Here is a 21,099-nt window from a genome sequence, read left to right as displayed (position 1 = left end):
GCTCGTGGTGCTGCAGGGCCGGGCGCGGTGTCGGAACCGCGCCCGGCGGGGTCGTCGGCTACGTGGTCGGCAGCCAGATGCGCATCGTGGAGGGGCCGCGCTCGGCCCAGTCGTGGTAGGGCACCAGCCGCACCGCGACCGGGTCGCCGAGCTCGGCGCCGGGGGCGGGCGTGTACGGGAACGGCGCCTCGGGCACGCGGCGGGGCCGCAGCGTGACGAGCACCTCGCCGTCGCGCACGACCGGCGCGATCGAGGCGTCGAGCGCCACGTCGGCCACGTCGTCGATCCCGGCGGGCAGGTCGACCGACTCGAGCGCGAGCACCTCGGGGCCGCGGGCGACCGCGACCGATCCCCGCACGCCGTCGATCCGCGGATCGGGGTGCACGAAGCGCGGCGCCATCGGCAGCTGGAGCGTGATCGTGTCGCCGGCCCGGAAGGCCCGCGTGACCTCGGCGGTGCCGGGCGGCACGGTGCGCTGCTCGCGATCGGTGGTGCCGTCGGCCGGGTCGATGGAGAGCTCGGCGCCCTCGGCCCAGGCCGGCACGCGCAGCGAGAGGGTCCAGGTGCGCGACGCGTCGGCGTCGATCGTCACGGTGACGCGCCCGGTGGCCGGGTACTCCGTCTGCACGGTCAGCGCGATCTCCTCGCCGTCCTCGAGCCGGGTGCGGATGACCGCCGGCGCGTACTGGTGCAGCTGCACGCCGTGCGCGTCCCGGGTCGCCACGTAGCTGTCGAGGCTCGCCAGCGTGCGGGCGATGTTCGGTGGGCAGCACGACACCTCGAACCAGGGCGCGCGCAGAGAGGCGGATGCGCGCAGCGACGCCTCCTCGACGTCCGCCACCGCCCCGGGCACCCGCTGCTGCAGGGTGTTGGCGTAGTAGAACGCCCGGCCGTCCTCCGACGGCGACGTGGCGAGCACGTTGTAGAGCGTCCGCTCGATCAGGTCGGCGTACGCGGGATCGGGCTCCGCCAGGAGCATCCGCCAGCTGAACTGGATCGAGGCGATGCCCGCGCAGGTCTCGGAGTAGGCCCGGTCGCTGGGCAGCTCGAAGTCCTCGCCGAAGCCCTCGTCCTGGTGGTGCGAGCCCTGGCCGCCGGTGACGTAGGTGCGGCGGGCGATGGTGTTCAGCCACTGGCGCCGGAGCGCCTGCTGCAGCTCGTCGTCGCCGAGCTCGCTCGCCACATCGGCGGCGCCGCTCGCGAGGTAGTTCGCCCGCACGGCGTGGCCGCGCATCACGTCGGCCTCCCGCACGGGGATGTCGTCCTGGAAGTAGGAGCGGCCGTACTCGATGTCCTTCAGCACCTGGTGCCCGCGGCGCTCCACGAACAGGCGGGCCTGCTCGGTGTAGCGGGGCTCCCCCGTGACGCGGCCGAGCTCGACCAGGGCGGTCTCGACCTCGGCGTGGCCGCAGACCGAGCGGATGCCCTGCTCCCCGAACACGTCGCAGACGAGATCGGCGACCCGCGTCGCGATGCCCAGCAGGCCGTCGTCGGCGCCCGGCGCGGTGCGCGCCCGGGCCACTGCGGCCTGGAACAGGTGCCCGGCGCAGTAGAGCTCGTGGCCCCACTCGAGCTGTGACCAGCGCGGCTCCTGACCGGGGCGGCCGAAGCGCGTGTTCAGGTAGCCGTCGGCCTCCTGGGCCGCGGCGATGCGGTCGACGACCGCCCGGAAGCGGGTCTCGAGCGCGGCGTCGGGGCGGCGGCCGATCTCCCAGGCGAGGGCCTCCAGGTACTTGTAGACCTCCGAGTCGCTGAACTCGCGGCCCCGGCGCCCCTCGGGCAGGGTGCCGGCGGCGGCGAGGTCGAAGTTGGCGAGCCAGCCCTCCCGCTCGAGCCAGTGCTCGATGTGGGGCAGGGTGTTGGCCGCGTTCACGTCCTGACGCGCGGCCCAGAAGCCGCCCGTCAGGCGCACCTCTCCCACGCCGAGAGGCACGAGGGCCGAGGAGGCCGGCACCACGGGCGCCACGACGGCGCGACGGTCTGAGCGGGCGATGGTGCGGCCCGCGGGGTCGATGAGGGTCATGATCATCCTTTGAAGGCGCCGGACAGGAAGCCGCGCACGTAGTGACGTTGGAGAACGAGGAACAGCACGACGCACGGCAGGGCGAGCACGACGACTCCCGCCTCGGTGGCGCCGTAGTCGACGACGCCCTGCACCTGCCCGCGGAGGTTGGAGATCGCGAGCGGCAGCGTCATCTTGTCGGAGTCGTTGATGAGGATCAGCGGGGCGAGGAAGTCGTTCCACGCCGCCAGGAAGGCGAACAGACCGACGGTGATCATGCCCGGCTTCACTGCGGGGATGAGCACCCTCCAGAGAGCACTGAAGCGCGAGCATCCGTCGACCATCGCGGCCTCGTCGAGCTCTTTCGGCACCGCCTCGAACGAGACCCGCATGAGAAAGGTCGAGAACGGCAGCTGCAGCATGGTCAGCACGAGCGAGACGCCGACGAGGGAGTTCGACAGGCCGATCATGTTCAGCAGCACGTAGAGCGGGATGAGCAGCGACGCGTACGGCACCATCAGGATGGCGAGGGTCGCGAGGAACAGCGCGTTCTTGCCCGGGAAGCGGAAGCGGGCGAAGGCGTAGCCGCCGAGCAGCGACGTCACGAGCGTCAGCACCACGGTCAGCAGCGAGACGAACAGCGAGTTGCCGATGTAGGTCCAGATGCCGGCCTGGTAGTTCGCCAGGGTGATGTAGTTGCCGATGCCCCAGCCGTCGGTCTGGTTGGTGCCGGCGAGCGGCGCGAACGACGACACCCCGGCCCAGATCAGCGGGTAGAGGAAGACGATCGCGAGGCCGCCGGAGAGCACCCAGAACGGCGTGCGCAGGGCGATGCCGCCGATGCGGCTGCCCTGACGTCGGCGCTTCGGGGGCAGCGGGGCGGGCTCACCGGCCGTGGCGGGGCCGGTGGTGCTGCTGCTGGTCGTGTTGCTGGTCGGAAGCGACTGGACGCTCATTTCGGCTCCTTGTCGTTGAACACGCGGATCTGCGCGATGTTGATGACCACGAGCGCCGCCAGCACGATCACCGAGAGGGCGGCGGCGACACCGAGGTTGTTGGGGCCCTGGAAGGCGACGGAGTAGATCAGCTGCACCACGGTGATGGTGCTGTTGTCGGGCCCGCCCTTGGTGAGGATGTAGAACTGCTCGAACGCCAGCAGCGAGCCGGTGATGCAGAGCACCATCGTCATCGCGATGGTGGGCTTCAAAAGCGGCACGGTCACCGAGCGGAAGGTCTGCCAGCGGCTCGCGCCGTCGATGCGCGCGGCCTCGTAGACCTCGTCGGGGATCGCCTGCAGGCCCACCAGCATCAGCAGCATGTAGAAGCCGGCGTAGCGCCAGACGATCAGGAACACCGTCGACCAGAGCGCCCCCTCGGGCGTGCCGAGGAAGGTGAAGCCGAGGTCGTTCATCAGCCCCGCGAACGGGCCGGCGATCGGCGAGTAGAGCACGTAGAACAGCAGCGAGGCGGATGCGAGGCCGAGCGCACTGGGGATGAGGATCGCCGTGCGCAGGAACCCCTTCCACCGCGTCGACTCCTGCACCAGCAGGGCGAGGCCGAGGGCGAGCCCCAGCAGGATGACCGTGGTGATCACCGTATAGAGGAGCGTGAAGCCGACGGCGTTCCAGAAGAAGCGGTTGGCGACGGCGTCGGTGAAGTTCTCGGGCACGTTCAGGCCCTTGTTGCCGCCGAGCAGCGGCCAGTCGCTGGCCGACATCTGGAACACCAGCAGCAGCGGCACGACGAACAGCACGACGACGATGACCGCCGTCGGGGCGGCGAACAGCCAGCCCCGCCAGCCCTCGGCGCGCTGCTGCGCGCTGCGCCGGCGCACCGGGGCGGTGCGGGTCTTGATGGCATTGCTCGACATGGAGCGCCTTTCGGTATTTCGGTGTCAGGCCGGGGCTTCGGGGCCCGCGACCGGGTGTGGGGCGGCCCGCCCCGTGGGGTGGGCGGGCCGCCGGTGGTGGGATCGACTACTGCGAGAGCACCGCGGTGATCTCGTCGTTGTCGGCGTCAACCGAGCCTCCGCCGTCGAGCACGGCGTTCCGCACCAGGGTGAGCCAGGGGCTCGACGGGGCGTTGAAGGCCTGCTGGAAGTTCAGCGCCAGCGGGGTCTGGCCCTCGGCCGCGACCTCGTTGATGGTGACCAGGCGGGGGTCGGCCTCGGAGTACTGGTTCGAGGCCAGGTCACCGCGGGCGACGGCGTCGCCGTTCTTCGCCAGCACGCCGACCTGGGCGTCCTCGGAGGTCAGCCAGGAGAGGAAGTTCCAGGCCTGCGCCGACTTCTCGGAGTCCTTCGAGATGCCGATGCCGTCACCGCCGACGAAGGTCGACTGGCCGCCCTCGGGGCCGGGGATGCCCGACACGCCCGCGTCGAACGGGGTGGAGCTGAGCAGCGTGGCCGGGTAGAACTGCAGGCCGACCTTGCCCTCGGTGAAGCCCGCGGTCCAGGTGGGGCCGGCCTCGTCGGTCGAGGAGGGCAGCACCGCTCCGGAGTCGTAGAGGTCCTTCCAGGTGTCGTAGACCTTCTTGGCGGTGTCGCTGTTCAGCAGCGACTCCAGCCCGTCGTCGCTCAGCACCTGGTCACCGTCGGCCCAGACACTCGGGAACCAGGTGAACACGAGGCAGCCGCCGCAGTTCAGGCCGGTGGCCGTGCCGTAGGTGCCCGGCTTGTTCAGGGCCTGGATCTTCTTCGCCGCGTCGGCGAACTCCTCGAGGTTCGCGGGGGCCTTCTCGGGGTCGAGGCCGGCCTCCTTGAACAGCTCCTTGTTCCAGAACAGCATCGACAGGTCGAGCACGAACGGGACGACGTACTCCTTGTCGTCGACGGTTCCGGCGGCGAGGTGGCCCTTGTTCAGGTCATCCTTGTACTCGAGGCCGTCGATCTGGGTGGTGATGTCCTTCCACAGACCCTGCGAGGCCCAGTTCGGGGCGTAGACGATGTCGGCCGCGAACAGGTCGGGGAGACCGTTCGCGCCGGCCGCGGCACCGACCTTGGCGACGTAGTCGTCGTTCGGCACGACCGTGAGGTCGACCTGGTTCTCGTGCGAGGCGTTGTAGGCCTCGACGAGCAGCTTCGCCTGCTTCTCCAGCGGCGCCCTGGTCCAGAGGGTCAGGGTGCTGCCGTCGTCGGTGCCGGTGGCCGGGATGTCGGCGGGTGCCGCGGCACCGCCGCCGCCGCCGCTCGAGCAGGCGGCCAGGGTCACCGCCAGTGCGCCGGCGACCGTCACCGCCGCGATACGGCCCAGACGGCCCTTGATGCGTGCCATGTGTGTTCTCCTCGTGTGCTCGTCATTGAGCCGGGATGCCCGGCGATGCTGTGTGCAGGGGCATTTCTGAAAGTTTTCGAAAGGCCTTTCGAGAAGTAAATCGAAGCATCCGGGTTGTGTCAAGAGCTAGTGTGGGACAACGCTTTCGAAAGTTGAGAATCATGGCCAACACTGCGCGATCCGGCCAGCGCCGGGCTGCGACGCTGAACGACGTCGCGCGCCTCGCGGGCGTGTCGATCGCCACGGCGTCCAAGGCCGTGAACGGCCGCGCCGAGGTCGCCGAGAGCACCCGGCAGCGGGTGATGGCGGCTGCCACCGAGATCGGGTTCACCCCCAACGCCCTCGCGCAGAGCCTGATCGCGGGGCGCACGGGCACCGTGGGGCTGCTCACGAGCGACCTCGAGGGCCGCTTCGTGCTGCCCATCCTGATGGGGGCAGAGGATGCGTTCGGCTCGGGCCAGATCAGCGTGTTCCTCTGCGACGCGCGCGGTGACCGCATCCGCGAGAACTACCACCTGAAGGCGTTGCTGAACCGACGGGTCGACGGGATCATCGTCGTGGGGCGCTCGACCGACCCGCGGCCCTCCCTCGGGCACGACCTGCCGGTGCCCGTGGTCTACGCCTACGCTCCGTCGGACGACCCGACCGACCGGTCGCTCACCCCCGACAACGTGGTCGGCGGGCGGCTCTCCGTGGAGCACGTGCTCTCGTTCGGGCGGCGGCGCATCGCGCACATCACCGGTGACATCGGCTACGCCGCGGCGATCGACCGCGCCGCCGGCTTTCGCGAGGGCCTGGCCGCGGCCGGAGTCCCCCCGGTCGCCGAGCCGATGTTCGGCAGCTGGACCGAGGGGTGGGGGCGCGACGCGGCGGCCGTGCTGCTCGACCGGCACCCCGACATCGACGGCTTCGTCTGCGGCTCCGACCAGATCGCCCGAGGCGTCCTCGAGACCCTCCGCGACTACGGTCGCTCGGTGCCCGAGGACGTCTCGGTGATCGGCTACGACAACTGGGAGGTGCTGGCCGTGAACTCCCGGCCCGAGCTCACCAGCATCGACTGCACGCTGCAGGAGCTCGGGCGCCGTGCCGCCCAGCGCATCTTCGAGGCGATCGACGGCGGGCCGCTGGAGGGCGGCACCGAGTACGTCGCCCCGAAGATCGTGATGCGGGGCAGCACAGTCGCTTCGCGCTGAGTGGGTTACGAGCCTTCCACCTGGGGGGTGTCGGTCGGGGGCGTCGGGGCGGCGGGGGCGCTGCCGTCGGTGGGCGGGGTGGGCAGCGTGGGCGGGGTGCCCGCGGGGCCGCCGGCGAGCGGGCCGCCGGCCGCGCCCGGGGCGCAGTCGCCGCCCGGGGCCGGCGGGGTGGCGCCGTCCGCCGGAGCGGGAGGCGTCGCGCCGTCGGGAGCGGCCGGAGGCGTGGGGGCGTCAGTCGGGGGCGTGGCCGCGTCGGTCGAGGGGGCCGCAGGCGACGGGGTCGCCGAGGCCGAGGCGACCACGGTCGGCACGGGGCTCGATCCGCCCGAGGCGGCGAAGGCCGCCGTCGTGCCGATGAGCCCGAGGCCGACCACGCCGCACGCGGCTCCGATGGCGATGCGGCGGGCGAGCGAGGGACGGCGGGGCGGCTGCGGCTCCATCGGGATGGGCTTGGTCGCGTCGTCGAAGTAGCTGTTCAGGTCGGACATGGGGTCTCCGTTCGGTGTCGGCGCCGGGGCGCCGTCCGGGCGACTTCGGCCCGGCATCCCCCACTCTCGGAAGCGAATCTGAAGCTCGACTTAAGCTCAGCCCGCTCTCAGCCGGTCGATAGGGAGCCGATAGCCGCGCTGCCTACGGTCGCACCATGACCACCCCTGCGCGCATCCTGCTGGTCGAGGACGACGAGACCATCCGCGAGGCCGTCGCCACGGCGCTCACCGCCGAGGGCTTCACCGTCGGAGCCCTCCCCGACGGCCGCGCCTTCGCCGGCGAGCTGGCGTCGTTCATGCCCGACCTGGTCGTGCTCGACTGGATGCTCCCGGGCCGAAGCGGCATCCAGCTCGCCGCCACCGCGCGCACCACGACCGACTGCGGCGTGCTCATGCTCACCGCCCGCGACGCCGTCGACGACCGCCTGCGCGGCTTCTCGGAGGGCATCGACGACTACCTCGTGAAGCCGTTCGCGATGGCCGAGCTGATCGCCCGGGTGACGGCCGTGCTGAGGCGGCGGGGGCGCATCCCCGCGGTGATCGAGGTGGCCGACCTCGTGATCGACGTCGACGGCGCCCGCTCCCGACGGGCCGACGCGGCGCTCGAGCTGACCGCCACCGAGTTCCGGCTGCTCAGCTTCCTCGCCGAGAGCCGGGGGCGCACGCTGTCGAAGGGGCAGATCCTGACCCAGGTCTGGGGCTACGACGACGTCGACCCGAACGTGGTCGAGGTGCACCTCAGCTCGCTGCGGCGCAAGATGGAGGCGAACGGCCCCCGCCTCATCCACACGGTGCGCGGCATCGGCTACCGGCTGAGCGCGTGACCCGCGTCGCCACCACTCCCTCGGCTCCCGGCGCGGCCGGCGGCCTGCGCACCGGATCGCTGCGAACCCGCACGGTGCTCGCCGTGCTCGGGCTGCTCGCGGTGCTGCTCGTCGGTCTCGGCCTGACCGTGCAGCTCGTGCTCGGCGAGCGCCTCCGCGCCCAGATCGAGGAGCGGCTCGCCGACCGCGCCGCCGCGGCCGCCGCCCTGATCGGCACGGTCTCCAACGACGAGCTCGCCGACCGGCTCTCGGCCCAGGGCGTCTCGGTGCTGATCGAGTCGCCCGACGGCGGCGCGGTCGTCGCGGGCCCCACCCCCGACGAGCTCCGCCGCGGCCCCGATCCCGCCGCCCTGCCCCCGCTGCCCGGCCCCGCGCCGTCCGCCTCGGCGCCCACCCCCGGCACCCCCGGCACGACCACGCCCGGCACCGCCGACACCGACGCGCCCGGCACCACCGACACGACCACCCCCGGCAGCGCCGCCGACACCCCCACGACCGGCGCGACCGTCACCTCGTCGAGCATCGACACCTCGGATGCCCGCCTGCTCACCCTCCGCTCCGAGCTCTCCGACGGCAGCACCCTCACCCTCACGGCCGACACCGCGACCGTCGACGAGACCCTCGCGCAGTTGCGCTGGATCATGCTGGCCGCCTCGGCCGCGTTCCTCGTGGTGGCGGCCGGAGCCCTCGTGCTCGTCGTGCGCCGCTCGCTCCGACCGCTCGAGACGATGACCGCCCTCGCCCGGGACATCGGCGGCGGCGACCGCGGCCGGCGCCTGCACCCCACCAGCCCGCGCACCGAGATCGGCCGCACCGCCCGCGCCTTCGACGAGATGCTCGACGGCGTCGAGGGCGCCGAACGCGCCGCCCGCGACGCCGAGCTCGTGGCGCGCGACGCCGAGCAGACCGCGCGGGAGGCCGAGGCCGCGTCCCAGCGGTCCGAGCTCGTCGCGGTCGAGGCGGAGCGCCGAGTGCGCGCCTTCGTCAGCGACGCCGCGCACGAGCTGCGCACCCCGGTGGCCGGGATGCGCGCCGCGGCGGACACGCTCGTGCGCGCATCCGTCGCCCCACCCGAGCAGGAGCGCCTGGCGATGCACGTCGTGCGCGAGGCCGCGCGCGCCGGACGCCTGATCGACGACATGCTGCTGATGGCCCGGCTCGACGAGGGCCTCACGCTCGCGCTGCGGCCGGTCGGCCTGCGCGAGGTCGTCACGGCCGAGGCCGAGCGGCAGCGCATCCGTCACCCGGCTCTCGAGCTGCGGGTGGAGGCGCCCGAGGAGGTGCGCGCCGAGGGCGACCCCGAGCGGCTCGGCCAGGTGGTCGCGAACCTCGTCGACAACGCCAGCCGGATGACCGGCGGCCGCGGCCCCGTGACCATCACCCTCTCGGCCGAGGGCCGCACCGCCCGCCTCGAGGTCGCCGACGAGGGCCCGGGCGTGCCGGCCCTGGATCGCGAGCGCATCTTCGACCGCCTGGTGCGCCTCGACGCCTCCCGCGACGCGGCCGGCGGCGGCTCGGGCCTCGGTCTCCCCATCGCCCGGGCCATCGCCCGCGCTCACGCGGGCGACCTCACCTGCGCCCCACCGCGCGCCCCCGGGGCCCGCTTCGTGCTGACCCTGCCGGCCGGGTAGCGCGAACGGCCCTCCGGACGGTGCCGAAGGGCCGTTCGCGCTACCGGGTGAGGGGCTAGAGGCCCTGGGCCAGGCGGTAGTAGGCCTGGTTCCAGCGGACCTCGTTCTGGAAGCCGCGGAGGGTGGTCTCGGCGTCGATGCGCAGGAGCTCGGTCTTGGCGATGGTTGCGAAGTCCTGGAAGACCTCGACCCCGACCGCGGTCGACATCACCGTGTGGTGCGCGGCACCCGCGGTGAGCCAGGCCGCCGCCGAGACGGCGAACGAGGGCTCGGGGCGCCAGACGGCACGGCCGACGGGCAGGTTCGGCAGCGGGGCGCGCGGCGGCACGACCTCGACCACGTTCGCCACGAGGCGGAAGCGGTCGCGCATGTCGCTGAGCGCGACCACGACGGCCGGGCCGGGGTCGGCGGTGAAGACCAGGCGCACCGGGTCGTCCTTGCCGCCGATGCCGAGCGGGTGGATCTCGAGCGTGGGCTTCGAGGTCGTCAGCGACGGGCTGACCTCGAGCATGTGCGCGCCGAGGATGGTCTCGGCACCGTCGACGAGGTCGTAGGTGTAGTCCTCCATCAGGCTGGCACCGCCGGGCAGGCCCGCACCCATCACGTTGGCGGCGCGCACCAGGATGGCGGTCTTCCAGTCGCCCTCGGCGCCGAAGCCGTAGCCCTCGGCCATCAGGCGCTGCACGGCGAGGCCGGGCAGCTGCTTCAGCGAGCCGAGGTCTTCGAAGCTCGTGGTGAACGCGCCGAAGCCGCCCTCCTCGAGGAACGAGCGCAGGCCGAGCTCGATCGCGGCACCGTCTCGCAGCGACTGGTGACGGTCCCCGCCCGCACGCAGCTCGGGCACGACGTCGTAGAGCTCCTCGTACTCGGCGACGAGCGCGTCGACGGCTGAGGTGTCCGCCTCTGCCAGCGCCACCGCGTCGGCGAGCTCGTTGACGCCCCAGGTGTTGACCTGAACGCCGAAGCGCAGCTCGGCCTCGGTCTTGTCGCCCTCGGTGACCGCGACGAAGCGCATGTTGTCGCCGAAGCGCGCGAGCTTCAGCGTCTTGACGGCCTGCCAGCCGGCGGCGGCGCGCGCCCACTGGCCGATCTCGTCCTGCACGCGGCGGTTCGTCGCGTGACCGACCACGGTCTTGCGTGCGACGCCCAGGCGGGTCTGGATGTAGCCGAACTCCCGGTCGCCGTGCGCGGCCTGGTTCAGGTTCATGAAGTCGAAGTCGATCTCGGCGTAGGGCAGCTCGACGTTCGCCTGGGTGTGCAGGTGCAGCAGGGGCTTCTGCAGCGCGTCCAGCCCGGCGATCCACATCTTGGCGGGGCTGAAGGTGTGCATCCACGCGACGAGGCCGATCACCTTGTCATCGGCGTTGGCGTCGAGGGCCGCGCGGCGGATGGACTCGGAGTCCTTCAGCACGGGCTTCCAGACGATCTTCACCGGGATGGCGTCGGCGCCGTCGAGGGTGGCCACGATCTGCTGTGACTGCTCGGCCACCTGGCGGAGCGTCTCCTCGCCGTAGAGGTTCTGGCTGCCGGTGAAGAACCAGATCTCGTAGGAGTCGAGGGAGGTGCTGAGTTTGGTCAATTGAGTGATCCCGTCGGGTCTTGTCCGTAGACGTTCTGGTAGCGGTTGAAGAGGGAGTCGATGGCCGGCTGCGGGATGGGGTTCGGCGTGCCGAGCTGGCGCGAGAACAGCACCGAGCGGGCGACGTCCTCGACCATGACGGCCGCCTTGACGGCGTCGCGCGCATCCTTGCCGATGGTGAACGGGCCGTGGTTCTTCATCAGCACGGCGCGGGAGCGGTGACCGCTCAGCGTCTCGACGATGCCGCGGCCGATGGAGTCGTCGCCGATGATGGCGAACGGCCCGATCGGGATCTCGCCGCCGAACTCGTCGGCCATCGCGGTGGTGACGCACGGGATGGGCTCGCCGTAGGCGGCCCAGGCCACGGCGTAGGGCGAGTGGGTATGCACCACGCCGCCCACGTCGGGCATGTTGCGGTACACGTAGGCGTGCGCCGCGGTGTCGCTCGAGGGCGAGCGGTCGGAGCCGGGCGAGCCTGCCACGACCTCGCCGTCGAGCGTGCAGAGGATCATGTTCGCCGGCGTCAGCTCGTCGTACAGCACGCCGCTCGGCTTGATCACGAAGAGGTCGGCGCCGGGCACGCGGCCCGAGACGTTGCCGCCCGTCCAGACCACGAGGCCGTAGCGCACGAGCTCGGCGTGCAGGGCGGCGACGTCGTTCCGCACGCGGTCGATCGCCTCCTGCACCTCGGGGGTGATATCGGTCATCGGGTGGGTCCTTCCAGGGTCAGGGCGTCGACCGCCGCGCGCTCGACGGCGAGGCCGGCGCTGTAGCGGTCGAGGTAGGCGGAGAAGCCCTCGACGTCGGCGACGTCGGGCTCCGAGGTCTCGAAGACGGCGCCCCCGAAGACATGCTCGTCGAGGAATACGTCGAGCGCGATGTCCTCCCGCTCGGCCGCACGCACATAGGCGGCGAGCACCGCGATGCCCCAGGCGCCGCCCTCCGAGGCGGATTCGGCCACCGACACCGGGGCCGCCAGCGCGCCGGCGAGGAAGCGCTGCGCCACACCGCTGGTGCGGAACATGCCGCCGTGGGCGAACATCCGGTCGAGCTCGACGCCCTCGCCCGCGAGCACCCGCATACCGAGGGCGAGGGTGCCGAACACGCCGTAGAGCTGGGCGCGCATGAAGTTGGCGAGGCTGAAGTCGCTGTCGGGGGTGCGCACGACGAGCGGGCGGCCCTCGGCCAGGCCGGCGATGGGCTCGCCGGCGAGGTGGTTGTAGGCGAGCAGGCCGCCGGCGTCGGGGGCGCCGGCGAGCGCCTCGCGGAACAGGACGTCGAACACGGCGTCGGTGTCGACGGCGGCCCCAGGATTTGCTGCCTCGGCGAACCGCCCGAACAGCCCCACCCACGCGGCCAGCTCGCTCGCGCCGTTGTTGCAGTGCACCATCGCGACGGGGTCGCCCGCGGGCGTGGTCACCAGGTCGAGCTCGTGGTGCACCGAGGCCAGCGGATGCTCGAGCACGACCATCGCGAAGATGCTCGTCCCGGCGCTCACGTTGCCCGTGCGCGGCGCCACCGAGTTCGTGGCGACCATGCCCGTTCCCGCGTCGCCTTCGGGCGGGCAGAGCACTGCGCCCGGACGGAGCCCCCCGCTCGGATCGAGCAGCGCCGCCCCCTCGGGCGTCAGCGTGCCGGCCGCGCGACCGGCCGGCAGCACCTCGGGCAGCAGCTCGGCGAGCGTCTTCGGCAGGGCGGTCGGGGCGGCGAGCGCGTCGTAGCGCGCCACCAGCTCGGCGTCGTAGTCGTTGGTGGTCGAGTCGATCGGGAACATGCCCGAGGCGTCGCCGACGCCGAGGACGTTGCGGCCGGTCAGCTTCCAGTGCACGTAGCCCGCGAGGGTCGTGACGGAGGCGAGCTGCGGCACGTGCGGCTCCTGGTCGAGCACGGCCTGGTGCAGGTGGGCGATCGACCAGCGCAGCGGGATGTTCACGCCGAGCAGCTCGCTGAGCTCCGCCGCGGCCGGGCCCGTGCTGGTGTTGCGCCAGGTGCGGAACGGCACGAGCAGCTCACCGGCGGCGTCGAAGGCGAGGTAGCCGTGCATCATGGCCGAGACGCCGATGGCGCCGAAGGTGTCGGGGCGCACGCCGTGGCGGCGCTCGGCGTCGGCGACGAGGTCGGCGAAGGCCGCCTGCAGACCGCTCCAGACGCTCTCGAGGGAGTAGGTCCAGACGCGGTCGACGAACTCGTTCTCCCAGGCGTGGCTGCCGACGGCGAGCACCTCGGTGGGGTCGTCGCCGATCAGGCAGGCCTTGATGCGGGTCGAGCCGAGCTCGATTCCGAGGGTGGCACGGCCGCTGCGGATCGCGTCGGCCGGGTCGCTGTCGCTCGTCATCGGGGCTCCTTCGTCGAGATGAGGTGGTGTCGTGGCGCCTCATGTGATCGATCACATGAGGGCCGCCGTAGCGAGTGTACGGCATCCGGATGCCCGTTCCCAGGGTCAATCCGCCACCGCGGCCACCGACCCACCACTCCTGCGGCGGCGAGGCTCTCCCGGGTCAATCCTTCACCGCGGCGGCGAGGCCGCCGCGGCCTCACAACGGAGGCGCCGTCGACGCCCGCACGACGAGCGCCGGCTCGGCCGAGGGGCTCGTGCCGTCCTCGTCGAGCAGCCGGGCGAGGGCGCGGCGGCCGGCCTCGGCGAAGTCCTGACGCACGGTCGTCAGCGGCGGGAGGTAGTGCGCGGCCTCCGGGGTGTCGTCGAAGCCCACCACGCTCAGGTCGCGCGGCACGGCGAGCCCCGCGTCGTGCGCCGCGTGCAGCAGCCCCAGCGCCATCTGGTCGTTGGCCGAGAACACCGCGGTGACGCCCGCGGCGATCAGCTCCTGCCCCGCCCGGTACCCCGAGGGCGCGCTCCAGTCCCCCGCGGCCACCGGGCCCACGGCGATCCCGCGGGTCTCGAGCTCGGCCGCGAAGCCGGCGCGGCGCGAGACGGCGTCGATCCAGTCGACGGCGCCCGCAAGGTGGCCGATCCGGCGGTGCCCCAGCTCGGCGAGATGCGCCGTGGCGAGCCGCGCTCCCGTGACCTGGTCGAGGGCGAGCTCGGCGCCGTCGACCTGCCGCAGCGTCTGCAGCGTCACGAACGGGATCCGGAACGACCGCGCCGACAGCGCCGACAGCACCTGCAGCTGCGGCGCGATCACGACGATCCCCTCGGCCGACAGGTCGACGAGGTGCTCGAGCGCCTCGTCGATCGAGCGCTGATCGACGCCGTCGGCGTTGGCGATGCTCACGCTGTACCCGCGCGCCCGCGCGGCGGCCTCGACGGCGGCGATGCTCGACGCGGGGCCGTACTCGCCGCTCGACGTCGAGAGGATGCCGATGATCCGCGACCTGCTCGTCACCAGCGCCCGGGCGGCGAGGTTCGGCCGGTAGTCGAGCTCGCGCATGGCGTCGAGCACCTTCTGGCGCGTGACGGGCCGGAGGCTCGGATGATCGTTCAGCACCCGAGACACCGTCTGATGCGACACCCCCGCGGCCTTGGCCACGTCGAACACGCTCGCGGCCCGCACCCGCGCGGCCCCCTCCCCCGCCCCGACGCCCGCGCCGGAGCCACCGCCGCCGGCCGCGCCGGCAGCCCGCCCCGCCCCGACGCCCCCGCTCACCATCCCCCGATTATGCCTCCCACCCGACGCGCGCCCCGCCTCGCCCGCTCCCACCCCCTCGCGAGTGGTCACTTCTGTCGCCTCCCCCCGGCGTGTCGGCGCCGAAAGTGACCACTCGCCATCCGCGCGTGAGGGTGGAGGGGCGAGGCAGGGGTGCGCGCGAGGGTGGAGGGGTGGGGCGGGCTAGGGGGTGCGGGCGCGGGAGGGCGCGGGCGGCCGCGCCGCCGAGGCGGCGGCCGCCGAGGGCGCGGCGGGCGCGCCCGCCGCGCCCGCCACGCCCGGGGCGCGCGGCGCCGCCGTGCTGCCGCGCCGCACGAGCGACACCCCCGAGACCGCCGCGACCGCGCCGGCCTCCGCCGGCCGCTCCCCGAGCACCTCGAGCACCGTCTCCATCGCCGCCCGCCCGAGCACCGTGAAGTCCTGCCGCACCGTCGTCAGCGGCGGCGACAGGTACTCCGCCTCGGGGATGTCGTCGAACCCCACCACGCTCAGGTCGCCCGGCACCGACAGCCCAGCCTCGGTGTACGCCCGGATCAGCCCCAGCGCCATCTGGTCGTTCGCCACCACCACGGCGGTCGCTGCCCCCTCGGCCGCGAGCCGCACCCCGTGCGCGTACCCGCTCGCCGGCGTCCAGTCCCCCACCATCGGTTCCCGGCTGACGAGCCCGTGCGCCGCGAGCCCGCCGAACCAGCCGCGCAGGCGCTCCGCGGCGTCCATCGAGTCGACCGGGCCCGCGATGTGCCGGATGTCGCGGTGCCCCAGCTCCGCCAGGTGGTCGACGGCGGCCCGCGACCCTGCGTACTGGTCGAGCTGCACCCGGTGCGGCACCCCGCGGTCCTCCGACGCGACGGCCACCACGGGCACCCCGAGGTCGACCCCGGCGATGCCCTCCACGGCCGCGCGCTGCTGCACGATCAGCACGATCGCCTCGACGTTCTGCCGCACCAGCAGCTCGGCCGCGCTGCGCACGTGCACGGCGTCGGCCTCGAGCAGACCCGCGGTGATGACGGCGTAGCGCGCATCCCGAGCCGTCTCGTTGAAGTGCAGCGCCGTCGACGAGGGCCCGTAGTCGGCCGAACCGGTGGTGATCAGGCCGATGGTGCGCGAGCGCCGGGTGACCATGGCACGGGCCGCCGGCGACGGCACGTAGCGCAGCTGCTTGATCGCGTTCTCGACCCGCTGCCGCGTGGCCGGCCGCACGTTCGGCATGTCGTTCAGCACCCGCGACACCGTCTGGTGCGAGACCCCGGCGAGGCGCGCCACATCGAAGATCGTGGCGGCCCGCGCCCTCTCGTCTTCAGTCACAGTCGATCCTCATCGGCACCGCGGATGCGCGCGCGTCTACGTATTATGTCGGCCCCGCACCCTCACCTCCTGCGAGCTGTCAGCACCTTCTGCAGAATGATGAAGACGAGCAGCAGCGCGCCGATGAAGATCTTGGTCCACCAGGAGGACAGCGTGCCCTCGAAGGTGATGATCGTCTGGATCACGCCGAGCACGAGCACACCGAGCACCGAGCCGAGCACGAAGCCGTAGCCGCCGGTCAGCAGGGTGCCGCCGATGACCACCGCGGCGATGGCGTCGAGCTCGGTGCCGACCGCGGTCAGCGGGTAGCCCGAGAGCGTGTAGAACGAGAACAGCACGCCCGCGAGGCCCGAGCAGAAGCCGCTCACGACGTAGACGATCACCTTGGTGCGCGCCACCGGCAGGCCCATCAGCATGCCCGACTGCTCGCTGCCGCCGATGGCGTACACGGTGCGGCCGAAGCGGGTGAAGCCGAGCACCCAGACCGCGACGATCACCACGGCGAGCGCGATCACGACGCTGGGGGTGATGCTGAGGCCGCCGCCGAGCGGGATGCGCGTCACGGCGAGCGCCACGAAGGTGGGCTCGGTGATCGAGATCGAGTCCTTCGAGATCACGTAGCAGAGGCCGCGGGCGAGGAACATCGCGGCGAGCGTCGCGATGAACGGCTGCACCTTGAACACGTGGATCATGAGGCCCACCAGCAGGCCCAGCACACTGGTCAGCACCAGGATGAGCGGGATGACGATCCCCGGCGACCACCCGGTCTGCAGCAGACTGGCCGCGATCATCGTCGACAGGGCCACGACCGCTCCGACCGAGAGGTCGATGCCGCCGGTCAGGATGACGAAGGTCATGCCCACCGCGAGCACGATCAGGTAGGAGTTGTCGACGAACAGGTTCAGCAGCACCTGGCCCGAGAAGAAGCCGTTGTAGCGCACGCCGCCGACGATGAAGACGGCGACGAAGAGCACCGCGGTGACGAGCACCGGGCCCGACTTCGGGCTGGTGAGCACGTCGCGCAGGCGGTCGACCGGGCGCCGCGGCGGGCGGCCGGGCTTGGTCGGCAGGGGCGCCCCGGTGCGGGGGCGGTCGATGGTGGCGGTCATGATGCGGCTGCTTCCTTGACTCGGGCGGTGCGGGCGGCGAGCCGCTGGCGCAGCTGGGCGAACGCGGCGTTGGTGGTGGGCGACTGCAGCAGGCACACGGCCGTGACGACGGCCGCCTTGAACACCATGGTCACGATCGGCGGGATGCCGACGGTGTACACCGTGGTGACGAGGGTCTGGATGACCAGCGCGCCGACGAGCGTGCCCGCCAGGGAGTAGCGGCCGCCGGCGAGCGAGGTGCCGCCGATGACCACCGCGAGGATGGCGTCGAGCTCGATGAACAGGCCCGTGTTGTTCGCGTCGGCGGCCGTCTGGTTGGCCGTCAGGATGAGCCCGGCGATGCCGGCCGACAGGGCGCAGAAGGCGTAGACGGTGAACAGCAGCACCCGTGCCCGCACACCCGCCTGGCGGCTGGCCTCGGGGTTGATGCCGACCGACTCGATCAGCATGCCCAGCGCCGTGCGCCGGGTGAGCAGCGCGGCGACCGCGAAGATCACGGCGCCGATCACGACGGCGACCGGGATGCCCAGCCAGAAGCCCGAGCCGAGCTCCTTGAACGGCGCGCTGTTCACGGTGAGGATCTGGCCCTCGGTGATCAGCATCGCCACCCCGCGGCCGGCGGTCATCAGGATGAGCGTCGCGATGATCGGCTGGATGCCGATGACCGAGACGAGGAACCCGTTCCAGACGCCGAGCACGAGCGAGATGACGAGCGCGACGATCACGGCGACGGCCACCGTGCCGGGGTTGCCCGGGTCGGAGGAGCCGAGCAGGATCGAGCAGGCCACGGCCCCCGAGATCGCCGCCACCGCGCCGACCGAGAGGTCGATGCCGCGGGTCGCGATCACGAGCGTCATGCCGACCGCGATGATCAGCGTCGGCGCCCCGTTCCGCAGGATGTCGATGATCGAGCCGAACAGGTGCCCGTCCTTCACCGTCACCGTGAGGAAGTCGGGGAAGGCGATCACGTTGATCAGCACGAGGACGAGCAGCATCACGATCGGCCAGAACAGCCGGCTCGAGACGGTGCGGAGGAGCAGGGCGTTCATCGTCGGTCTCCCGAGGTCTCGAGGGGGGCGGGGTCGGTGTCGGCGTCGGGGCGGGTGTCGGCGACGGATGCGCGGGCGGCGCCCGAGCCGGAGACGGCGGCCGGGGCATCCGGAACCCCGCCCTCCTCGGCCACCGACCCGTCGGCGATGAGCGCGAGCAGCGCGTCGACCGTGAGGCCGTCGTTCTCGATGTCGGCGACGAGGCGGCGGTCGCGGAGCACCACGACGCGGTGCGCCAGGCGCAGCACCTCCTCGAGCTCGGCCGAGATGAACACGACGCTCATGCCGTTCTCGGCGAGCGTGTAGACGAGCTTCTGGATCTCGGCCTTGGCACCGATGTCGATGCCGCGCGTTGGCTCGTCGAGGATGAGCAGGCGGGGTGCGATGGCGAGCCAGCGGGCGAGCAGCACCTTCTGCTGGTTGCCGCCGGAGAGGTTGCGCACGAGCGCGTCGGGGTTCGCGGGCCGGATGTTCAGGGCCTGGATGTAGCTCTGGGCGAGCTCCTCCTGGCGCTTCTTGGGGATGGGGCGGAACCAGCCGCGGTCGGCCTGGAGGGCCAGCACGATGTTGTCGCGCACGGTGAGCTCGTCGATGATGCCCTCGCCGCGGCGGTCTTCGGAGGAGTACGCGATGCGGCGGGAGATGGCCTGGCGCGGGGTGCGCAGCTTCGAGCCGGCGCCGCCTACGGTCAGGGTGCCCGAGTCGGCGCGGTCGATGCCGCCCAGGATGCGCGCCAGCTCGGTGCGGCCGGAGCCCAGCAGACCGGCCAGGCCGATCACCTCGCCCTCGCCGATCACGAGGTCGAACGGCTCGATCGCGCCTTTGCGGCCCAGGCCCTCGGCCCGGGCGTACTCGGCGGGACGGTCGGCCGCGGCACCGTCGCCGTCGGCGGAGTGGGCCTTGCGGCCGATCTCGTCGAGGACGGTCAGCTCCTTGCCGATCATCTTCTGCACGAGGTCGATGCGCAGGAGCTCCTCGGTGAGGTACTCCCCCACGAGGCGGCCGTTGCGGAGCACGGTGAGCCGGTCGGTGATCTCGTAGATCTGGTCGAGGAAGTGCGAGACGAAGAGGATGGCGACGCCGGAGTCGCGGAGCGAGCGGATCACCCGGAAGAGCTCGGCCACCTCGTCGGCGTCGAGGCTCGAGGTCGGCTCGTCGAGGATCAGCACCTTCGCGTCGACGTTGATCGCGCGGGCGATGGCGACGAGCTGCTGGATGGCGAGCGAGTGCGAGCCGAGCAGCGAGCCCGGGTCGATGTCGAGGTTCAGGCCGTCGAGCAGCTCGGCGGCGCGACGGCGCATGGCGCGGCCGTCGATCGAGCCGAAGCGGCGGGGCTCGCGGCCGAGCAGGATGTTCTCGGCGACCGAGAGGTTCGGCAGGAGGTTGACCTCCTGGTAGACCGTCGCGATGCCGGCGGCCTGGGCGGCGGCCGGACCGGTGAAGGACACGGGCTGGCCGTCGACGACGATCGTGCCGCTGTCGATCTGGTAGACGCCGGTCAGCGCCTTGATCAGCGTCGACTTGCCGGCGCCGTTCTCGCCCATCAGCGAGTGCACCTCGCCCGGGAACATGCGGAAGCTGACGTCGTCGAGCGCCTTCACCCCCGGGAAGGAGATGGAGATGGCGCTCATCTCCACGACTGGTTCGGTCATGAGTTCTCTCTTCTTCGAGGGAGTGCGGGTGCGGTGTGCGGGTGCGGGTTCGTGGTGAGGCGGTGACGGATGCGGGGTGTGGGGCCGCGCATCCGTCACCGCTCTCAGGTGGTGCAGGTGGTGCTGGTGGTGCTGGTGCCGACCTAGTACTGACGGGTCGGCAGCGCCTCGGCGGCCTGGTCCTTCGTGAAGGTGGTCTCCTCGGTGATGATGCGCTTCTCGGGCGTCTTGCCGTCGTTGATCTGCTCGACGATGTCGACGAGCTGCTTGCCGAGCAGCGGCGAGCACTCGACGATGTAGTTGATCTTGCCATCGGCGAGGGCCTGCATGCCGTCCTTCACCGCGTCGACGCTGACGATCTTGATGTCGACGCCCGGCTTCAGGCCGGCCGCCTCGATCGCCTCGATGGCACCGAGCGCCATGTCGTCGTTGTGCGCGTAGATCAGGTTCGCGTCGGGGTTCGACTTCAGCAGCGCCTCGGTGACCTGCTTGCCGCCGGCGCGGGTGAAGTCACCGGTCTGGCTCGCGACGACCTCGAACTTGTCGTCGCCCTTGATGGCGTCGGCGAAGCCTTCGGCCCGGTCGATGGCGGGCGCGGCGCCCGTGGTGCCCTCGAGCTGGATGATCTTGACGGGCTCGGTCGAGTCCTTGTACTCGTCGAGCACCCACTGACCGGCCTTCTTGCCCTCCTCCACGAAGTCGGAGCCGAGGAAGCTCTCGTAGAGCGAGTCGTCGGCCGAGTCGACGGCGCGGTCGGTGAGCACGACCGGGATGTTCGCGGCCTTCGCCTCGTTCAGCACCGCGTCCCAGCCGGTCTCGACGACGGGCGAGAACGCGATCACGTCGACGCCCTGCTGGATGTAGGAGCGGATCGCCTTGATCTGGTTCTCCTGCTTCTGCTGCGCGTCCGAGAACTTCAGCTCGATGCCGGCGTCCTTGAAGGCGGCCTGGATGTCGGTCGTGTTGGCGGTGCGCCAACCGCTCTCGGAGCCGACCTGCGAGAAGCCGACGACGAGCTGGTCGACGGGCTTGGGGCCTTCGGAGCTGCCGGCGCTGGTGCCGCCGCCGGCACAGCCCGCGAGCGTCAGGAGCATCGCTCCGGCCGCGGCGAGACCGAGGAACTTCTTCTTCATGGTGAACCTCTCTGTTCATCGTCCCGGCCGCGTCGTGCTGCGTGATGGTGCCGGGTCGGCCGCCACGTCGGGGCCGGTGCGTCATGGTAGTCACAAAATGTGAGCCTTCACAATTGGCAATTCGGTAACGAATCGATAACCGGAATCGTGCTGGTGTTCCCGCGCCGCAGGCCCTAATGTGAACGCTAATATTCCGATCACGCCGACGCGACGGATCGCATCCTCACCGCGGAGGGTGCCGAGAGGAGATCCGGCTC

At 71.9% G+C, this 21,099-nt stretch carries 17 protein-coding genes; 3 read left to right on the top strand and 14 right to left on the bottom strand.

The window, feature by feature from the left end:
• Window positions 1-58: 58 nt before the first annotated feature.
• The 4 genes from ITJ64_RS09845 to ITJ64_RS09830 form a co-directional block, all read right to left on the bottom strand.
• Window positions 59-2,029 carry a glycoside hydrolase family 127 protein gene (locus tag ITJ64_RS09845; protein ID WP_370545122.1) on the bottom strand — a complete coding sequence of 657 codons (1,971 nt, stop codon included), beginning with the start codon at window positions 2,027-2,029 and terminating at the stop codon, window positions 59-61.
• A complete protein-coding gene (locus tag ITJ64_RS09840) occupies window positions 2,026-2,958 on the bottom strand; it encodes a carbohydrate ABC transporter permease (protein WP_194680442.1) in 933 nt (310 codons plus the stop codon). Before ITJ64_RS09840 ends, ITJ64_RS09845 begins: the two co-directional genes overlap by 4 nt.
• The gene (locus ITJ64_RS09835; protein ID WP_173182611.1) at window positions 2,955-3,872 is read right to left on the bottom strand and encodes a carbohydrate ABC transporter permease; all 918 of its coding nucleotides are present in this window, start codon (window positions 3,870-3,872) and stop codon (window positions 2,955-2,957) included. The genes ITJ64_RS09840 and ITJ64_RS09835 overlap by 4 nt, the downstream gene beginning before the upstream one ends.
• Window positions 3,873-3,978: 106 nt before the next feature.
• A complete protein-coding gene (locus ITJ64_RS09830; protein WP_194680441.1) occupies window positions 3,979-5,274 on the bottom strand; it encodes a sugar ABC transporter substrate-binding protein in 1,296 nt (431 codons plus the stop codon).
• A gap of 161 nt (window positions 5,275-5,435) precedes the next feature.
• On the opposite strand from ITJ64_RS09830, the gene ITJ64_RS09825 reads away from it, so the two are divergent.
• The gene (locus tag ITJ64_RS09825; protein ID WP_194680440.1) at window positions 5,436-6,467 is read left to right on the top strand and encodes a LacI family DNA-binding transcriptional regulator; all 1,032 of its coding nucleotides are present in this window, start codon (window positions 5,436-5,438) and stop codon (window positions 6,465-6,467) included.
• 5 nt (window positions 6,468-6,472) lie between these two features.
• Here ITJ64_RS09825 and ITJ64_RS09820 read toward each other — a convergent pair whose 3' ends face one another.
• Window positions 6,473-6,955: a hypothetical protein gene (locus ITJ64_RS09820; RefSeq protein WP_194680439.1), complete on the bottom strand. Its 483-nt coding sequence runs from the start codon at window positions 6,953-6,955 to the stop codon at window positions 6,473-6,475.
• Window positions 6,956-7,110: 155 nt separating this feature from the next.
• Here ITJ64_RS09820 and ITJ64_RS09815 point away from each other — a divergent pair, with 155 nt between their 5' ends.
• Together ITJ64_RS09815 and ITJ64_RS09810 are read left to right on the top strand one after the other, a co-directional pair.
• On the top strand, window positions 7,111-7,779 hold the full coding sequence (locus ITJ64_RS09815; RefSeq protein ID WP_194680438.1) for a response regulator transcription factor: 669 nt from the start codon (window positions 7,111-7,113) through the stop codon (window positions 7,777-7,779).
• The gene (locus tag ITJ64_RS09810; protein WP_194680437.1) at window positions 7,776-9,410 is read left to right on the top strand and encodes a HAMP domain-containing sensor histidine kinase; all 1,635 of its coding nucleotides are present in this window, start codon (window positions 7,776-7,778) and stop codon (window positions 9,408-9,410) included. The genes ITJ64_RS09815 and ITJ64_RS09810 overlap by 4 nt, the downstream gene beginning before the upstream one ends.
• 55 nt (window positions 9,411-9,465) lie before the next feature.
• Here the strand turns inward: ITJ64_RS09810 and araA are convergent, their stop codons facing one another.
• The 9 genes from araA to ITJ64_RS09765 form a co-directional block, all read right to left on the bottom strand.
• Window positions 9,466-10,989 (bottom strand): L-arabinose isomerase, encoded by a 1,524-nt coding sequence (gene araA / locus ITJ64_RS09805; RefSeq protein ID WP_194680436.1) that lies wholly within the window; start codon window positions 10,987-10,989, stop codon window positions 9,466-9,468.
• Entirely contained in the window at window positions 10,986-11,696 is a 711-nt protein-coding gene (locus tag ITJ64_RS09800) for an L-ribulose-5-phosphate 4-epimerase (protein ID WP_173182605.1), read from the bottom strand. The genes araA and ITJ64_RS09800 overlap by 4 nt, the downstream gene beginning before the upstream one ends.
• On the bottom strand, window positions 11,693-13,324 hold the full coding sequence (locus ITJ64_RS09795; RefSeq protein WP_194680435.1) for a xylulokinase: 1,632 nt from the start codon (window positions 13,322-13,324) through the stop codon (window positions 11,693-11,695). The genes ITJ64_RS09800 and ITJ64_RS09795 overlap by 4 nt, the downstream gene beginning before the upstream one ends.
• 199 nt (window positions 13,325-13,523) lie before the next feature.
• Window positions 13,524-14,597, bottom strand: a complete 1,074-nt coding sequence (locus ITJ64_RS09790; protein WP_194680434.1) for a LacI family DNA-binding transcriptional regulator — start codon at window positions 14,595-14,597, stop codon at window positions 13,524-13,526.
• Window positions 14,598-14,777: 180 nt separating this feature from the next.
• The gene (locus ITJ64_RS09785) at window positions 14,778-15,899 is read right to left on the bottom strand and encodes a LacI family DNA-binding transcriptional regulator (RefSeq protein WP_194680433.1); all 1,122 of its coding nucleotides are present in this window, start codon (window positions 15,897-15,899) and stop codon (window positions 14,778-14,780) included.
• 62 nt (window positions 15,900-15,961) lie between these two features.
• On the bottom strand, window positions 15,962-17,008 hold the full coding sequence (gene yjfF, locus ITJ64_RS09780) for a galactofuranose ABC transporter, permease protein YjfF (protein WP_194680432.1): 1,047 nt from the start codon (window positions 17,006-17,008) through the stop codon (window positions 15,962-15,964).
• A complete protein-coding gene (locus tag ITJ64_RS09775; protein ID WP_194680431.1) occupies window positions 17,005-18,057 on the bottom strand; it encodes an ABC transporter permease in 1,053 nt (350 codons plus the stop codon). The genes yjfF and ITJ64_RS09775 overlap by 4 nt, the downstream gene beginning before the upstream one ends.
• The gene (locus tag ITJ64_RS09770; protein ID WP_194680430.1) at window positions 18,054-19,709 is read right to left on the bottom strand and encodes a sugar ABC transporter ATP-binding protein; all 1,656 of its coding nucleotides are present in this window, start codon (window positions 19,707-19,709) and stop codon (window positions 18,054-18,056) included. The genes ITJ64_RS09775 and ITJ64_RS09770 overlap by 4 nt, the downstream gene beginning before the upstream one ends.
• A 143-nt stretch (window positions 19,710-19,852) precedes the next feature.
• Entirely contained in the window at window positions 19,853-20,842 is a 990-nt protein-coding gene (locus ITJ64_RS09765; protein ID WP_194680429.1) for an ABC transporter substrate-binding protein, read from the bottom strand.
• Window positions 20,843-21,099 lie beyond the last annotated feature (257 nt).

The sequence above is a fragment of the Herbiconiux sp. VKM Ac-1786 genome, assembly GCF_015350805.1.
GTDB lineage: Bacteria > Actinomycetota > Actinomycetes > Actinomycetales > Microbacteriaceae > Herbiconiux.
Note: the sequence above shows the minus strand (reverse complement) of the source record. Positions and strands in the feature narration are given on the sequence as shown.

Excerpts from the sequence above, each read along its gene's own strand:
- ITJ64_RS09845 (WP_370545122.1), bottom strand. The coding sequence starts at position 2,029 with ATGATCATGACCCTCATCGACCCCGCGGGCCGCACCATCGCCCGCTCA.
- ITJ64_RS09840 (WP_194680442.1), bottom strand. The coding sequence starts at position 2,958 with ATGAGCGTCCAGTCGCTTCCGACCAGCAACACGACCAGCAGCAGCACC.
- ITJ64_RS09835 (WP_173182611.1), bottom strand. The coding sequence starts at position 3,872 with ATGTCGAGCAATGCCATCAAGACCCGCACCGCCCCGGTGCGCCGGCGC.
- ITJ64_RS09830 (WP_194680441.1), bottom strand. The coding sequence starts at position 5,274 with ATGGCACGCATCAAGGGCCGTCTGGGCCGTATCGCGGCGGTGACGGTC.
- ITJ64_RS09825 (WP_194680440.1), top strand. The coding sequence starts at position 5,436 with ATGGCCAACACTGCGCGATCCGGCCAGCGCCGGGCTGCGACGCTGAAC.
- ITJ64_RS09820 (WP_194680439.1), bottom strand. The coding sequence starts at position 6,955 with ATGTCCGACCTGAACAGCTACTTCGACGACGCGACCAAGCCCATCCCG.
- ITJ64_RS09815 (WP_194680438.1), top strand. The coding sequence starts at position 7,111 with ATGACCACCCCTGCGCGCATCCTGCTGGTCGAGGACGACGAGACCATC.
- ITJ64_RS09800 (WP_173182605.1), bottom strand. The coding sequence starts at position 11,696 with ATGACCGATATCACCCCCGAGGTGCAGGAGGCGATCGACCGCGTGCGG.
- ITJ64_RS09795 (WP_194680435.1), bottom strand. The coding sequence starts at position 13,324 with ATGACGAGCGACAGCGACCCGGCCGACGCGATCCGCAGCGGCCGTGCC.
- ITJ64_RS09790 (WP_194680434.1), bottom strand. The coding sequence starts at position 14,597 with ATGGTGAGCGGGGGCGTCGGGGCGGGGCGGGCTGCCGGCGCGGCCGGC.
- yjfF (WP_194680432.1), bottom strand. The coding sequence starts at position 17,008 with ATGACCGCCACCATCGACCGCCCCCGCACCGGGGCGCCCCTGCCGACC.
- ITJ64_RS09775 (WP_194680431.1), bottom strand. The coding sequence starts at position 18,057 with ATGAACGCCCTGCTCCTCCGCACCGTCTCGAGCCGGCTGTTCTGGCCG.
- ITJ64_RS09770 (WP_194680430.1), bottom strand. The coding sequence starts at position 19,709 with ATGACCGAACCAGTCGTGGAGATGAGCGCCATCTCCATCTCCTTCCCG.
- ITJ64_RS09765 (WP_194680429.1), bottom strand. The coding sequence starts at position 20,842 with ATGAAGAAGAAGTTCCTCGGTCTCGCCGCGGCCGGAGCGATGCTCCTG.